Consider the following 13,629-nt stretch of genomic DNA (forward strand, 5'->3'; position numbering starts at 1 on the left):
CCATTTCCTACATACCTCCGTCGGGGGGACCCGCACAGTCTTCCAGCCGTCCGGCCAGGACCGACCTTCGACCTGTCGGACCTGCCAGCTCGCGGACGGAGATTCCAGATCAGCTTTAGCCGGTGGTCGCGGTCCGGCACCAGGCGGCGAGGGCCTCCACGTCGACCGGCCCGGTGGTGTCGACCCGGCGTACCGGCCCAAGCTCCAGCGGCTCGGCGTGCCCGACCATCTGGTCGTGCTCGTCCTCGGAGATCAGGGTGCCGTGGATCGGGTGCGAACTCGGCCACCGCGCGATGAAGCGTTCGCGGGCTACCTCTGCGGGTACGTCGCACCACACCTCGACGATGCGGTCGACGCCGGCGCGCGCGAGGCCAGCGACGACGAACTTACGTACGTCCGCTCGCCAGGAGCTCTCGAGCACGGCACCGCACGGAGCGAAGCGCAGCAACGACCACATGGTCTCGCTGGCCGCTCGCCCGAGCGCGGCGTTCCAGGCCCGCTGGGGCCGGTCGTCCGGGGAGTCAGAGCCGAGGCAGTCGGCGTGGGTCTCCTTGATGACGTCCTTACTGAACAACGGCAGTCCAAGCGCCCGCGACAGCGGCGGCGCGAGCGTCGACTTTCCCGCCGCGGGTAGACCGTTGACCAGGACGACGAGACGACTGTCAGCCATGATTGGGCAGGCTACGCGAACGGCGCGGCTTGGTCCGGACGCCCCGAGTTCCGGCCGGCGCGCCGGAGAATGGGTCGCATCAGAGGTCGCGCGACCTCATAGTCGGGACCGGCCGAAGGAGCGTGCGCGTGCGCCTGGACCCCCTTGACGAACGAATCGTCGCCCTGCTGCTCGAGGACGGGCGGGCGAGCTTCGCCGACATCGGCGCGAAGATCGGCCTGTCGGCACCCGCGGTGAAGCGGCGCGTCGACCGGCTCCGTCAGGTCGGAGCGATTACCGGGTTCACCGCCAAGGTCGACCCGCGGGCGCTGGGTTGGACCACCGAGGCGTACGTCGAGTTGTACTGCCAGGGCAAGACGTCACCCGCGACGATCCGGGATGGCGTCGCGCGGTTCCCCGAGGTCGTGTCCGCGTGCACCCTCACTGGCGAGGCCGACGCGCTGGTGCACGTCCTGGCCGCCGACATCCACCACTTCGAGGAGGTGCTGGAACGCATGAACGCCGAGCCTTACGTCGCCCGCACCAAGAGCGTGCTCGTGCTCTCCCGGCTCCTGGAGCGCCCTGGCCTCACCGCCACGACCTGACACCGCCACGACCTGAAACCCTGCCGGTCGGACGTACGCAAAGAGGCCCGAAGTCAGGTTTGAACGCCGCGACGCAACGATCAGCTTGATCCGGACTCAACCACGCAACGATTCGCCGCCACAACGCAGGTTCTGCGCATTGGATGACCGCTCCGGTGCTCCATACGCTCGTGGTGCAGCAGTCACCACGCCCGTGCGGAGGGTTCGATGAACGCGCAGACCGCTACCCGGCGGCACTACCTGATGTGCCGGCCGACGTACTTCACCGTGGCGTACGCCATCAACCCGTGGATGCATCCCGACGACGAGGCCGTCGACACCGAGCGCGCGCTCGCCCAGTGGGAGGCGCTCCGGCGTACCTACCTCGACCTCGGCCACGACGTCAGCCTGATCGAGCCGGCGCCGGGGCTGCCCGACATGGTGTTCGCCGCCAACGGAGCCGTCGTCGTGGACGGCCTCGCGTTCGGGTCGAGGTTCCGGCACATCGAACGCCTGCCCGAGGCGGTGCGCTACCTCGAGTGGTTCAAGGCCCACGGTGTCGAGCACGGCGTCCGGGACGCGTACCTGCCGCTCGGGATCGCCGAGGGCGAGGGTGACTTCCTCACGACGTCGACCCGGATCCTCGCCGGCACCGGCTTCCGTACCGAGCCGGGGGCGCACCGCGAGCTGGAGGAGTACGTCGACCGCGAGGTGGTGTCGCTGACCCTGGTCGACCCGCGGCTCTATCACCTCGACACCGCGCTCGCGGTGCTCGACGAGGAGACCATCGCCTACTACCCGGCAGCGTTCGCGCCGGAAAGCCAGCGGCTGTTGGCGACGCTGTATCCGGATGCGATCCACGCCAGCGAGGAAGATGCCATGGTGCTCGGCCTGAACGCCGTATCCGATGGACGGAACGTCGTCCTTCCCGTCCAGGCGGCGGGCCTGGCCCGGCAGCTCGAGGCGCGCGGATTCGAGGCCGTTCCGGTGGACGTGTCGGAGTTCCGCAAGTCCGGAGGCGGGCCGAAATGCTGCACCCTGGAGATCCGCGTGGGCGGCGGTCCTGAGCGTGGGAGCCAGCCATGATGATCGACGACATGACATCCGCCTCTGGGCGGCACATCGGCCTCGCCGAGCGCTTCGCTGCGCACAACTACCACCCGCTGCCCGTCGTGGTCGCCGAGGCCGAGGGGTCCTGGGTGACCGACGTCGACGGCCGGCGCTACCTGGACTGCCTGGCCGGCTACTCCGCCCTCAACTTCGGCCACCGGCATCCCCAGCTGCTGGCCGCGGCGAGGGCCCAGCTGGACCGGCTGACGCTGTCGAGTCGGGCGTTCCACCACGACCAGTTCGGACCCTTCTGCGCGGAGCTCGCGGCCCTCGCGGGCACGGCGGGGATGGGGCCCGACCCGATGGTGCTCCCGATGAACACCGGCTCCGAAGCCGTCGAGACCGCCCTGAAGGTGGCCCGCAAGTGGGGCTACGAGGTGAAGGGCGTCCCCGACGGTCAGGCGACCATCATCGTGGCGACCGGAAACTTCCACGGCCGCACGATCAGCATCGTGAGCTTCTCCGACGACCCCGACGCGCACGACCACTTCGGGCCCTACACCCCAGGGTTCCGGATCGTGCCGTACGGCGATGCGAAGGCGGTCGCGGACGCGATCGACGACACGACGGTCGCGGTTCTGCTCGAACCCATCCAAGGTGAGGCCGGCGTGATCGTGCCGCCGGAGGGATATCTCGCCGAGGTCCGCCGCGTGTGTACGCAGCGGAACGTGCTGTTCCTCGCCGACGAGATCCAGTCGGGTCTCGGGCGGACCGGCGCGACCTTCGCGTGCGAGCATGCCGGCGTCGTTCCAGACCTCTTCATCCTGGGCAAGGCACTCGGCGGCGGGATCGTGCCCGTGTCCGCGGTCGTGGGAGGCGCGGAGGTGCTCGGTGTCATCCGGCCCGGCCAGCACGGCAGCACCTTCGGCGGAAACCCGCTGGCCTGCGCGGTCGGGCGGGCCGTCATCGCCTTGCTGAACGAAGGAACGTACCAAGCGCGGGGCCGCGAGCTCGGCGTACTCCTGCACGAGCGCCTGCGGGGCCTTGTCGGTCAGGGGCTGGTGAGCGTGCGCGGAGTCGGGTTGTGGGCGGGCCTCGACGTCGACCCCGCGCTCGGAACCGGCCGCGACATCTGCGCCGGCCTGGCGGATCGGGGGGTTCTGGCCAAGGACACCCATGGTTCGACGATCCGGCTCGCGCCACCGCTCGTGACCGAGCCGGCCGACCTCGACTGGGCGGTCGACCAGCTCGCGGACGTTCTGCGTACCCGCTAGGACGCAGGCACGCTCAATGATCACGTATACGTGGTCATTGCCTGCCTCACGCGGCATCCACGCCATGCAAGGCGGGTAATGACCACGTATACGTGATCATTGAGGGGTCTCGCGCGGGGCATCTTCGCACAGATATGGGTCGGGGGCACCCTTGTACGGCGCTATTGGCCAAGGGTGCCCCCGACCCATATCTATGCGGCGGCCTGGTGTGGCCAGTGATCTTGTACCCGGCATAGCCGTCCTCGACAATCGGTGCACCCAAAGCGCCTTGTACACAAGGGAAGCGCGCTTACCAAGTCGAGGTGATGGCATTGAGTCGTGGATCCGTCCGCCGTCCGCGCAGGCGCGCGTTCCTGGCGGGTGTGGGAGCGGCGCTGGCCGCGTCGACGATCGACCTCCCGACCGCGCACGCGGCGACGGGAGCCAGCGGTATCAGCTGGCCGCAAGGCCAGGCCCTCCCGCGGTTCGCCGCACCGAAATCGCTCGACGTCACAGACATCGTCCCGTTGTCAGGTGACGAGAAACTCCTGCTGGGAACGCTTCAGGGCCTTGTCAACCGCACCCTGCCGCGCGTCTACCTCATCGGTGACGACGCGGCCAACGGCGAAGGTCGCCTGACCTGGTTGCGTGACCTGAAGGTGCCGTACGCCATGGTGAACGACGCCTGGTCGCTGGTCGCGAAGTATCGCTCGGTGATCCGGGGCAGCATCGTCTTCGATCCCGCGGTGCCCGACTCCATCAATGTCGCCACCACCCTCGCCGGCCTGAAGGACGGCGTCGTGGCCAGCCCCGGGTTGGCGGACAAGCTCACGCAGGAGCACGGCGTCCCTGTCATCGAGGACCTCCGCGGGCGCTTCGCCAGCCGGATCGAGGCGTACCAGTGGGAGTTCGAACACCTCTGGCCGCAGACCACGCATCGCATGCTGATCGGGCTTCCACCGCAGAAGGACGTCAGCCTCCCGCCGGGCGTTCCTCCCAACTACACGACGCTCGCCCGGGCCAGTACCCACCTTCATGACGCCTCCAACCGGAAGGTCTACGAGTTCGACCTGAAGGACCACCTGGGCGGCGAAGGGGTCTGGGTGAGGTTCGACGACGCCTTCACCAACGACGGTTGGGGTCCGGCGGTCCACGAGGTCGTCGTCCGCGCCGACGGTCAGGTGCTCGCGCAGTTCGTGCCCGGCACCGAGGCCGAGGATCCGTACCTCTTCGACACCGGCAACTCCCAGACCAGCCTGGGTCCGCCGTTGCACCGCTTCGCCGACGGCAACCGCTACTTCGTCTACCAGTTCAACCCGCCGGCCGGCACGCGGGCGCTCACGCTGTCGGTGGAGATGTGGAACGAGTACGTCGTCTCCGTCAGCAGGACCGAGCCGCGCCGGCCGGGCAAGGTGGGGTACGCCTACCTGCGCGACTACGCCGTGGCCAACCGCGCCATGACGTTCTGGCTCGACCCGAACGTCGCGGAGGAGCGGGCGTTGTTCGAGCGGATCATGAGCGAGGTCCAGCCGAACACGCCGTACCTCGGATGGTTCGCCCAGGACATCGCGGGGGAGTTCGGCGGCACCGAGCTTTGCTCGCGACACGGCGTGTATGTCCTCGCGGCGGACTGGTTCGAGAACATGAGCGTGCACTCAGGTGCGCAGGCTCCCATCCTCGACGGCCAGGGGGCCGCGCCCAGGGTGCCGCTGGAGAACAAGATCTACGTCACCTTCACGATGTCGGAAGGCGACAACCTGCAGTACAACGAACACCGGCTGCGGATTCTCTGGGACAACCCGGGTCGTGGAAGCGTTCCCATCAACTGGACCACGTCGCCACTGCTCAAGGACGCCGCGCCCAACTTCCTCAGCTATTTCCAGAAGACCGCGACCCGTAACGACCTTCTGATCGCCGGGCCGTCCGGTGCGGGCTACATCTACCCGAACCCCTGGCCTGACGAGACGTTCAACACCTTCACAAGGTCGAGCCGGAAGTACATGGACGCCACCGGCATGGACATCGTCTATGTCCTGAACCGCATCGACGGCCGGGACGTGGATCTGTCGGAGTCCAAGGCGAAGGCGTACGTCGACGACGTCGCGCCGCGCGGGTTGTTCCTCAACTGGGGTGGCACCAGCGTCACCAAGCTTCTGCCCGGAGGCACGCCGTTGTCCACGATCCGCGGCGTCGGCGCCACGGACGAGGCCCAGCGGGCGCTCGCGGACGCGACGGCCGGTTGGGACGGGAAGTCACCGAGGTTCGTCGCCCTCGGAATCCTCTCGTGGAGCATGACTCCGCAGGACCTCCAGCAACTCGCCGCGTCGTTGGGCGCGGAGTACAAGGTGGTCCGCGGCGATCAGTACTTCGACCTGGTGAAGCGGGCCATGCGCTGAGCCGTCCCGCGCGGTAGCGAGCCAATGCCGCGCTGAGAGGTCGCGAACTGTTGACCGGAAGGCCATCGGACCACCAGTTCGCGACCTCTCGACGTACGTCGCTAGACGTGGAGGGCCGTGAACGGCGGCCAGGGCAGGTTGCGGATCACCATGAACGCCAGGGCCATCACGATGAGCGCGGCCGGCAGGATCCGGCGGGCTCGGGGGCGCAGCCGTGGTCGAGGAAGCCAGGCCAGCCCGAGTCGCTGGAGCACCCAACTCGTCCACAGGTACGCGACGACGAGAACGCCGACGAGGACAGGTGCGTTGAAGTGGAGGGCGCCGAGGACGTCCCCGTGGAGCAGTGCGGCCGCCATGCGGGTGCTGCCACAGAACGGGCAGTCCAGGCCGGTCGTCGCGCGTAACAAACAGGGAATGCCGAACTCACCACCCGTCGCGGCGTAGAGGCCGGCCAACGCCAGACCGCCAACACCGATGGCGGCGACTCCCGCAAGGGTGTGGTCGGGGGGTGTCGGCGACGCGTTCCGGGTCCGCGACGCCAGGGAATTCCACACCTCTTAACCGTAACCGTTTGGCCTCCCTACTCAGAAGTCAGCAAATCTCACCGGGTGCGTTGAGGTGGTACTTCGCCGTAGCGGAAACGTCAAACGCGCGCCCGACTCGCCGTACGTACTGGTTCCCATTCCGCCGGATTGGTCGCTAGCCTGCACGGGTTCATTGACCTCCGAGAATGGAGCAGGTTGTGACTACGCCGACCCCGCCTTCGGGCTCTGACCCGCAGGAGCAGGGACAGTCGTCGGGCCACGGCGGGCAGCAGCCCTACGGCTCGGGTCAGTACGGCCAGCAGTCGCCGTACGGCCAGCCAGAGCAGTACGGCCAGGGCCAGCCGGGCCAGCACGCCCAGCAGTCCCCCTACTCCCAGGGGGAGCAGTCACCGTACGGCCAGAGCCAGCCGCAGTACGGGCAGGAGCAGTACGGCCAGCAGCCGCAGTACGGGCAGGAGCAGTACGGTCAGCAGCCGCAGTATGGCCAGGGTCAGCCGGGCCAGTACGGCCAGGGCCAGCCTGGACAGGGCCAGCCTGGACAGGGCCAGCCTGGACAGGGCCAGCCTGGACAGTACGGCCAGGCGTACCCGCAGCAGGACCAGCCGTACGCGCAGCCGGGACAGTACGCACAACAGGGGCAGGGGCAGTACGGCCAGCCCTACGGCCAGCCAGGACAGTACGGCCAGTACGCCCAGCAGTATGGCCAGCCGATCGCCGGTGCGCCGGTCACCAGGGAGCAACTCGGCACCTGGCTCCAGCGGGTCGGCGCCGCGTTGATCGACTACCTGGTCGTCGGTATCCCCGGCACGATCGCGAACTTCCTCAACAACCCGACAATGAACGGCGGTGGCGGCGGGATGGGCACGAGCATCGTCGCGCTCGTGCTGTCGCTGGCCTCGCTTGGTCTGTTCATCTGGAACATCTGCATCCGCCAGGGCAAGACCGGGCAGTCCGTCGGCAAGTCGGTGCTGGGGCTCAAGCTCGTCCGGCTGTCTGACGGCCAGCCGGTGGGCGCCGGGATGGCGTTCGTCCGCCAGCTCTGCCACTTCGTGGACGCGATCATCTGCTACGTCGGTTTCCTCTTCCCGCTGTGGGACGCCAAGCGTCAGACGCTGGCCGACAAGATCATGTCGACCCTCGTCATCAAGGTCTGACGTCCTCCGTCGCGACATACGTCACCGGGGCCCCGCATGGTGCGGGGCCCCAGTCGTTTTCCCTGTCCCGGGGCCGCTACGTCGGCCCCGGGGAGCGGGGCGGCGGGGCTCTGCCCGGCGGTGCGGTCAAGGTCCACGCGGGGCAGGAGAGTCCGCCAGCACCAGCGACCCGGCCGGTGTCGGAGTGGCCACCGGGCGTCGTTACTCTGAGCACGTCCGTGAGAGCTGGAGTGGGGCTGCTGCCGGCGGTCCCTCGTGCTCTGAAGCCGCGCAGGAAGGACCGACCGCGTGAGTGTCCTTGACGAGATCCTCGACGGCGTGCGTGCCGACCTAGCCGAGCGCCAGGCGAGAGTCTCCATCGAGGACCTCAAGGAGCGCGCCGCCCAACTGCCGTACGCGATCGACCCGATGCCGGTGCTTCGCGGTGACGGCGTGGCGGTGATCGCCGAGGTCAAGCGGTCGAGCCCCAGCAAGGGCGCGCTCGCCGCGATCGCTGACCCGGCCTCGCTGGCGGTCGACTACCAGGCCGGTGGCGCCGCCGTGATCAGCGTCCTCACCGAGGGCCGCCGGTTCGGCGGCACGATCGACGATCTCCGTGCCGTCCGCGCCTCGGTCGACGTTCCGGTCCTGCGCAAGGACTTCGTGGTCACGAGCTACCAGCTCTGGGAGGCTCGCGCGCACGGCGCCGACCTGGTGCTCCTCATCGTGGCCGCCCTGGAGCAGAACGCCCTCGTCTCGCTGATCGAGCGGGCGGAGTCGATCGGGCTCACGCCCCTCGTCGAGTGCCACACCGAGGAGGAGGTCGAGCGGGCCGTCGACGCGGGGGCAAGGTTGATCGGCGTGAACGCCCGCAACCTCAAGACCCTCGAGGTCGACCGAGGCGTGTTCGCCCGGCTTTCACCCAGGATCCCGGACGGCATCGTCAAGGTCGCCGAGTCGGGCGTCCGCGGCCCTCATGACGTGATCGAGTACGCCCGCGCCGGCGCGCACGCGGTTCTCGTCGGCGAGAGCCTCGTCACCGGCAAGGACCCACGATCCGCGGTGGCCGACCTGGTGGCGGCCGGCGCGCATCCCGCCCTCCACCACGACTGAGTGACCTTATGACTGATCTGGCACCTGCCTTCACGACCGCCTCGACCACCGGACCCGACCCGCACGGGCACTGGGGCCGGTTCGGCGGGCGGTTCGTTCCCGAAGCCCTGATCGCCGCGCTGGACGAGCTGGATGTCGCCCGCGCCGAGGCGTTCGCGGACCCTGCGTTCACCGACGAGCTCAGCCGGATGTCGCGCGAGTACGCCGGGCTCCCCAGCCTTCTGTACGACGCCACCCGGCTCTCGGAGGTCGCCGGTGCGCGGATCCTCCTCAAGCGCGAGGACCTCAACCACACGGGCGCGCACAAGATCCGCAACGTCCTTGGCCAGGCGCTGCTCACCAGGCGGATGGGCAAGACCCGGGTGATCGCTGAGACCGGCGCGGGCCAGCACGGCGTGGCGACCGCGACGGCGGCCGCCTATCTCGGGCTGGAGTGCCGGGTCTACATGGGCGAGGAAGACACCCGGCGCCAGGCGCTCAACGTCGTCCGGATGCGGATGCTGGGCGCCGAGGTGGTGCCGGTCCGGTCAGGGAGCCGGACGCTCAAGGACGCCATGAACGACGCGTTGCGCGAGTGGGTGGCGACCGTCGACCACACGCACTACCTGATCGGCTCGGCAGCCGGGCCCCATCCGTTCCCGGCGTTGGTCCGCGACTTCTGCCGGGGGATCGGTGACGAGGCGCGCGCCCAGTCGCTCGAACTCCTCGGTCGGCTCCCCGACGCGGTGTGCGCCTGCGTCGGCGGGGGATCGAACTCCATCGGCATCTTCACCGCGTTCGTCCCCGACGAGAGCGTGCGGCTGTACGGCTTCGAGGCCGGCGGTGACGGCTTTCAGACCGGCCGGCACGCGGCCACGATCACCGCGGGCCAGGTCGGAGTCCTGCACGGTGCCCGGTCCTACCTCCTCCAGGACGAGGACGGCCAGACGATCGAGAGCCACTCGATCTCGGCCGGTCTCGACTACCCCGGAGTCGGACCCGAGCACGCGTTCCTGCACGACACCGGCCGCGCGACGTACGCCCCGGTGTCCGACGCGGAGGCGATGGAGGCGTTCCAGCTGCTCACCCGCACCGAAGGGATCATCCCGGCGGTCGAGTCCGCGCACGCCGTGGCGGGTGCGCTCAAGGTCGCCAAGGAGCTTGGCCCCGACGCGGTGCTGGTGGTCAACCTCTCGGGTCGCGGCGACAAGGACATGGACACCGCGGCGAGGTGGTTCGACCTCCTCGACGAGCCCGCGGCGGAGGAAGGTTCATGAGCGAGCGCATCATCCAACCCAGCGCACCGGGTGTGGGAGCGACCTTCGCGAAGGCCAAGGAGGAGGGCCGCAGCGTCCTCATCGGCTACCTCCCGGCGGGCTTCCCGAGCTACGACGGGGCGATCAGCGCGTTCCGGGCGATGGTTGACGCGGGTGTCGACATCGTCGAGGTGGGCCTGCCCTACTCCGATCCGACGATGGACGGGCCGACCATCCAGGCGGCGGCCGACCAGGCGCTGCGGGGCGGGATCCGCACCAAGGACGTCCTGCGCACGGTCGAGGCGGTGGCGTCCTTCGGGATCCCCGCGCTGGTGATGACGTACTGGAACCCCATCGAGAGGTACGGCGTGGAGCGGTTCGCGCACGACCTTGCCTCCGCAGGGGGAGCGGGACTCATCACGCCCGACCTGATCCCGGAGGAGGCCGGCGAGTGGATCGCGGCCAGCGACGCGACCGGTCTCGACCGGGTCTTCCTCGTGGCGCTGTCGTCCACTGACGAGCGGCTGCGGATCACGGCCGACGCCTGCCGCGGGTTCGTCTACGCCGCCTCGGTGATGGGCGTGACGGGTGCCCGCGCGCAGACCAGCAAGGGAGCACCTGACCTCATCGACCGGGTCCGCGAGGTCACCGACCTGCCGATCGGGGTCGGACTCGGGGTCTCCAACGGCGACCAGGCCGCGGAGGTCGCGGGGTACGCCGACGCCGTGATCGTGGGATCGGCGTTCGTCCGGCGGATCCTCGATGCCCCTGACGAGGCCGCGGCGGGGGTCGGCGAGTTGGCCCGGGACCTCGCCGCCGGGGTCCGGCGGCGTGTGCTCTGACTGGCTCGTCAGCGGCGCGCACCATCGCCGGAGTTCGGGAACTCCCACCGGCCTGGCGCGGTTTGTCCTGTCGTGACCGGTAGTAGGTTGCTGGCGGCCGGACTCGCCGTGGCCGCCGCCGTCGGGGGTACCTCGTGCAGCGGGCCGACGAGCGAGCCGGACAATCCGGCCGGCGTCATCATCCACCGCACCGCCGACCCGAGCGGTTTCCTCGGTGCGGTGCCGCCGCATCCCTACGCGATGCCGTCGGCGACCTTTGTCGACACCGCCGGGCGCACGTTCCGCCTTCCCGCGGCGGCGCGCAAGCCAGCGACGTTGATCTTCTTCGGCTACACCAACTGCCCAGACGTCTGCGCCACCGTGCTCGCCGACCTCGCGCAGGCGCTGCGCCGGGTCGATTCGTCCGTTCGGGCACAGGTCGACGTCCTCTTCGTGACCACCGACCCGGGTCGCGACACGCCCGCGCGGATCCGGCGCTACCTCGACCGGTTCGATCCGGCGTTCGTCGGCCTCACCGGCAGCCTGTCGGTGATCGAGAAGACGGCCCGTGCGCTCGACGTCCCGCTCGAGGGCACGCACAAGCTTCCGGGTGGCGGGTACGAAGTCGGGCACGGCGCTCAGGTGATCGGGTTCGGCACCGCACCATCAGGTCAGCCGACCGGTCAGGTTCTGTGGTTGCCGGACACACCGATCGACGACCTCCGGCACGACATCACCCAGTTGGTGCGTGGACAGGCGGACGGCGGATCCAGGTGACCCGGGCACCCAACGGGGATCCGCGGGCGGAAGGGCTCGCGGGGGAGCAGGAAAGCGGAGCGAGGGATGGCTAAGAAGTCCAGCGGTAGGGACGCACTTCGGGCCGAGCGTGAGCGCCAGGCGGCGGCGCAGCGGCGCCGCGAGACCCTCCTGCGGATCGGTATCGCGGTCGGCGTGGGAGTGATCATCGTCGCCATCGTGGGCGTGGTCGGGTGGCAGCGGTCGCGAGTCGACACCAATGCGGCCTTCCCGGCAGGCGTGGCGCGGGGTGCCGCGGGCGCGTCGACCGCCAGTCCGAAGCCGCCCGGCGTGGGCAGTGGCATCGGGGTAGGCAAGGCGGACGCGCCGGTCGTGGTCGAGCTGTTCGAGGACTTCTCCTGCCCGCACTGCCGGGAGTTCGAGCTCGAGGCCACCGAGATGCTCAAGCAGCAGGTCGACGGCGGCCGGGTGCGGGTCGTCTACTACCCGTTGACGCTCGCGCAGTTCGGCCGGCCCACCCAGCTGTCCGCGAACGCCTTCGCCTGCGCCGCCAATGACGGTAAGGCGCGGGAGATGCACGACGCGTTGTATGCCAACTTCAGCCAGGAATGGACCAACGACCAGCTGGTCCAGCTCGGCCAGTCGCTCGGCCTCACGTCCTCGTCGTTCCGCTCCTGTGTCCGCGGCGAGAAGTACGCCGACTGGGTGCGTTCCTTGACCATTACCGGGACAGATCGGGGCGTTTCGGGAACTCCCACCGTCCTCGTCAATGGCAAGGAGCTGGACCCGGACGACACGAGTGCAACCGCTCTGCAACTTGCCATTGACAGTGCGCTCGCCAAGAGCCAATAACCCGGTAGTGTCCGTGCGGAAGGCCGTACTCACCGAGGAGTAGTCCCGGCACATGATCAACCTCGCGGCGATCCCGAGCCCGTCCCAGGGGGTCTGGCACCTTGGCCCGGTGCCGCTTCGGGCGTATGCCCTCTGCATCATCCTGGGCGTCATCGTGGCGATCTGGCTGGGCAACCGGCGTTGGATCGCCCGCGGCGGCCGGGCCGGCACCGTCGTCGACATCGCGGTCTGGGCCGTGCCGTTCGGACTGATCGGTGCTCGCCTCTACCACGTCGCCACCGACTACGAGCTCTACTTCGGGCCCGGCCGCAGTCCCATGCGTGCCTTCGCCGTCTGGGAGGGCGGACTGGGCGTCTGGGGTGCCATCGCGTTCGGCGCCCTCGGTGGGTGGATCGCCTGTCGCCGGCGCGGCATCCCGCTCCCGGCGATGGCTGACGCCGTCGCGCCGGGCATCGCGATCGCCCAGGGGATCGGCCGGTGGGGCAACTGGTTCAACCAGGAGCTGTTCGGTGCGCCGACCTCGCTGCCGTGGGGACTGCGGATCGATCCCGCCCACCGCCCGGACGGATACGGGCAGTACGCGACGTTCCACCCAACCTTCCTGTACGAATTCCTCTGGACCTTCGGAGTTGCCGGCCTCGTCATCTGGGCCGACCGTCGTTTCAAGCTCGGGCACGGACGCGCCTTCGCGCTGTACGTCGCGGGCTACACCCTGGGTCGAGGCTGGATCGAGTACCTCCGGATCGACGACGTCAACCACATCCTGGGCCTGCGACTCAACCTCTGGACCTCACTCGTGGTCTTCCTCCTCGCGGTCGCCTACCTCCTGATCTCGGCGCTGCTGCGTCCGGGGCGCGAGGAGGTCGTCGAGCCGGCCGCGGAGGTGGTGGCCGACGCGGCAGATACCGACCCAGAGGCAGGCACCCCAGAGGTGGGCGCGGAGAGCGGTACGAAGCAGGACGCCGAGAGCGTGCCGCAGGACCGTCCGCCGGCCGAGGTGGCCGAACACCCCGCCACCGGCGGGGAGACCGGGCACCCTCGCCGGCCTTCGTGAGCCCGGCCTGATCCCACCAGGCGGACCCCCACCGCCGAAAGTCGCCGGAAGCATGCACAATAGCTGGGGAGACGACGCACAATGGCCACGTAGCCACAGGTCGTTGATGAGCGTCCGGCGCGAGTGTCGTCGGGCGTTTTGTCGGCCGGGTGGGGGAGGAGCCGGTCGCTGAGTCTGCACCCAAGCGG

13 protein-coding genes are annotated in these 13,629 nt (G+C 69.3%); 11 read left to right on the plus strand and 2 right to left on the minus strand.

The features are described 5' to 3' along the window. Positions 1 to 115 precede the first annotated feature (115 nt). Positions 116 to 670, minus strand: coding sequence for a P-loop nucleotide/nucleoside kinase family protein (locus tag B141_RS0102020; protein WP_020573499.1), 555 nt, complete (start codon positions 668 to 670; stop codon positions 116 to 118). Positions 671 to 798: 128 nt separating this feature from the next. Between B141_RS0102020 and B141_RS0102025 the strand changes: the two genes are divergently transcribed. The 4 genes from B141_RS0102025 (at position 799) to B141_RS0102040 (ending at position 5,932) form a co-directional block, all read left to right on the plus strand. Next, complete coding sequence (locus B141_RS0102025) at positions 799 to 1,254, plus strand: Lrp/AsnC family transcriptional regulator (RefSeq protein WP_020573500.1); 456 nt, start codon at positions 799 to 801, stop codon at positions 1,252 to 1,254. Positions 1,255 to 1,416: 162 nt separating this feature from the next. Further along, entirely contained in the window at positions 1,417 to 2,319 is a 903-nt protein-coding gene (gene ddaH / locus B141_RS0102030) for a dimethylargininase (protein ID WP_337587597.1), read from the plus strand. An 11-nt stretch (positions 2,320 to 2,330) separates the two neighbouring features. Beyond that, positions 2,331 to 3,557, plus strand: coding sequence for an ornithine--oxo-acid transaminase (rocD, locus tag B141_RS0102035; protein ID WP_202805616.1), 1,227 nt, complete (start codon positions 2,331 to 2,333; stop codon positions 3,555 to 3,557). 305 nt (positions 3,558 to 3,862) lie between these two features. Beyond that, complete coding sequence (locus tag B141_RS0102040; protein ID WP_020573503.1) at positions 3,863 to 5,932, plus strand: GxGYxYP domain-containing protein; 2,070 nt, start codon at positions 3,863 to 3,865, stop codon at positions 5,930 to 5,932. Positions 5,933 to 6,033: 101 nt separating this feature from the next. On the opposite strand, the gene B141_RS38500 is transcribed toward B141_RS0102040, so the two are convergent. Then, a complete protein-coding gene (locus B141_RS38500) occupies positions 6,034 to 6,486 on the minus strand; it encodes a DUF2752 domain-containing protein (protein ID WP_020573504.1) in 453 nt (150 codons plus the stop codon). Positions 6,487 to 6,674: 188 nt separating this feature from the next. Here B141_RS38500 and B141_RS38505 point away from each other — a divergent pair, with 188 nt between their 5' ends. The 7 genes from B141_RS38505 (at position 6,675) to lgt (ending at position 13,441) form a co-directional block, all read left to right on the plus strand. Further along, a complete protein-coding gene (locus tag B141_RS38505; protein WP_020573505.1) occupies positions 6,675 to 7,631 on the plus strand; it encodes an RDD family protein in 957 nt (318 codons plus the stop codon). Between the two features lie 288 nt (positions 7,632 to 7,919). Continuing rightward, on the plus strand, positions 7,920 to 8,723 hold the full coding sequence (trpC, locus tag B141_RS0102055) for an indole-3-glycerol phosphate synthase TrpC (protein ID WP_020573506.1): 804 nt from the start codon (positions 7,920 to 7,922) through the stop codon (positions 8,721 to 8,723). A gap of 8 nt (positions 8,724 to 8,731) precedes the next feature. Further along, positions 8,732 to 9,979, plus strand: coding sequence for a tryptophan synthase subunit beta (gene trpB, locus B141_RS0102060; protein WP_020573507.1), 1,248 nt, complete (start codon positions 8,732 to 8,734; stop codon positions 9,977 to 9,979). Further along, entirely contained in the window at positions 9,976 to 10,800 is an 825-nt protein-coding gene (gene trpA, locus B141_RS0102065) for a tryptophan synthase subunit alpha (protein ID WP_020573508.1), read from the plus strand. The genes trpB and trpA overlap by 4 nt, the downstream gene beginning before the upstream one ends. Positions 10,801 to 10,872: 72 nt before the next feature. Further along, entirely contained in the window at positions 10,873 to 11,556 is a 684-nt protein-coding gene (locus B141_RS0102070) for an SCO family protein (protein ID WP_020573509.1), read from the plus strand. A 66-nt stretch (positions 11,557 to 11,622) separates the two neighbouring features. After that, positions 11,623 to 12,387 (plus strand): DsbA family protein, encoded by a 765-nt coding sequence (locus tag B141_RS38510; RefSeq protein ID WP_020573510.1) that lies wholly within the window; start codon positions 11,623 to 11,625, stop codon positions 12,385 to 12,387. 52 nt (positions 12,388 to 12,439) lie between these two features. Beyond that, on the plus strand, positions 12,440 to 13,441 hold the full coding sequence (gene lgt, locus B141_RS0102080) for a prolipoprotein diacylglyceryl transferase (RefSeq protein WP_020573511.1): 1,002 nt from the start codon (positions 12,440 to 12,442) through the stop codon (positions 13,439 to 13,441). Positions 13,442 to 13,629: the final 188 nt, after the last annotated feature.

The sequence above is a fragment of the Actinopolymorpha alba DSM 45243 genome (assembly GCF_000373925.1).
Classification (GTDB): Bacteria; Actinomycetota; Actinomycetes; order Propionibacteriales; family Actinopolymorphaceae; genus Actinopolymorpha; species Actinopolymorpha alba.

Bases quoted from the DNA above. Each gene is read 5' to 3' on its own strand.
- trpA (WP_020573508.1), top strand. From the start codon at position 9,976: ATGAGCGAGCGCATCATCCAACCCAGCGCACCGGGTGTGGGAGCGACC.
- trpB (WP_020573507.1), top strand. From the start codon at position 8,732: ATGACTGATCTGGCACCTGCCTTCACGACCGCCTCGACCACCGGACCC.
- lgt (WP_020573511.1), top strand. From the start codon at position 12,440: ATGATCAACCTCGCGGCGATCCCGAGCCCGTCCCAGGGGGTCTGGCAC.
- rocD (WP_202805616.1), top strand. From the start codon at position 2,331: ATGACATCCGCCTCTGGGCGGCACATCGGCCTCGCCGAGCGCTTCGCT.
- B141_RS0102020 (WP_020573499.1), bottom strand. From the start codon at position 670: ATGGCTGACAGTCGTCTCGTCGTCCTGGTCAACGGTCTACCCGCGGCG.
- B141_RS38510 (WP_020573510.1), top strand. From the start codon at position 11,623: ATGGCTAAGAAGTCCAGCGGTAGGGACGCACTTCGGGCCGAGCGTGAG.
- B141_RS0102040 (WP_020573503.1), top strand. From the start codon at position 3,863: ATGGCATTGAGTCGTGGATCCGTCCGCCGTCCGCGCAGGCGCGCGTTC.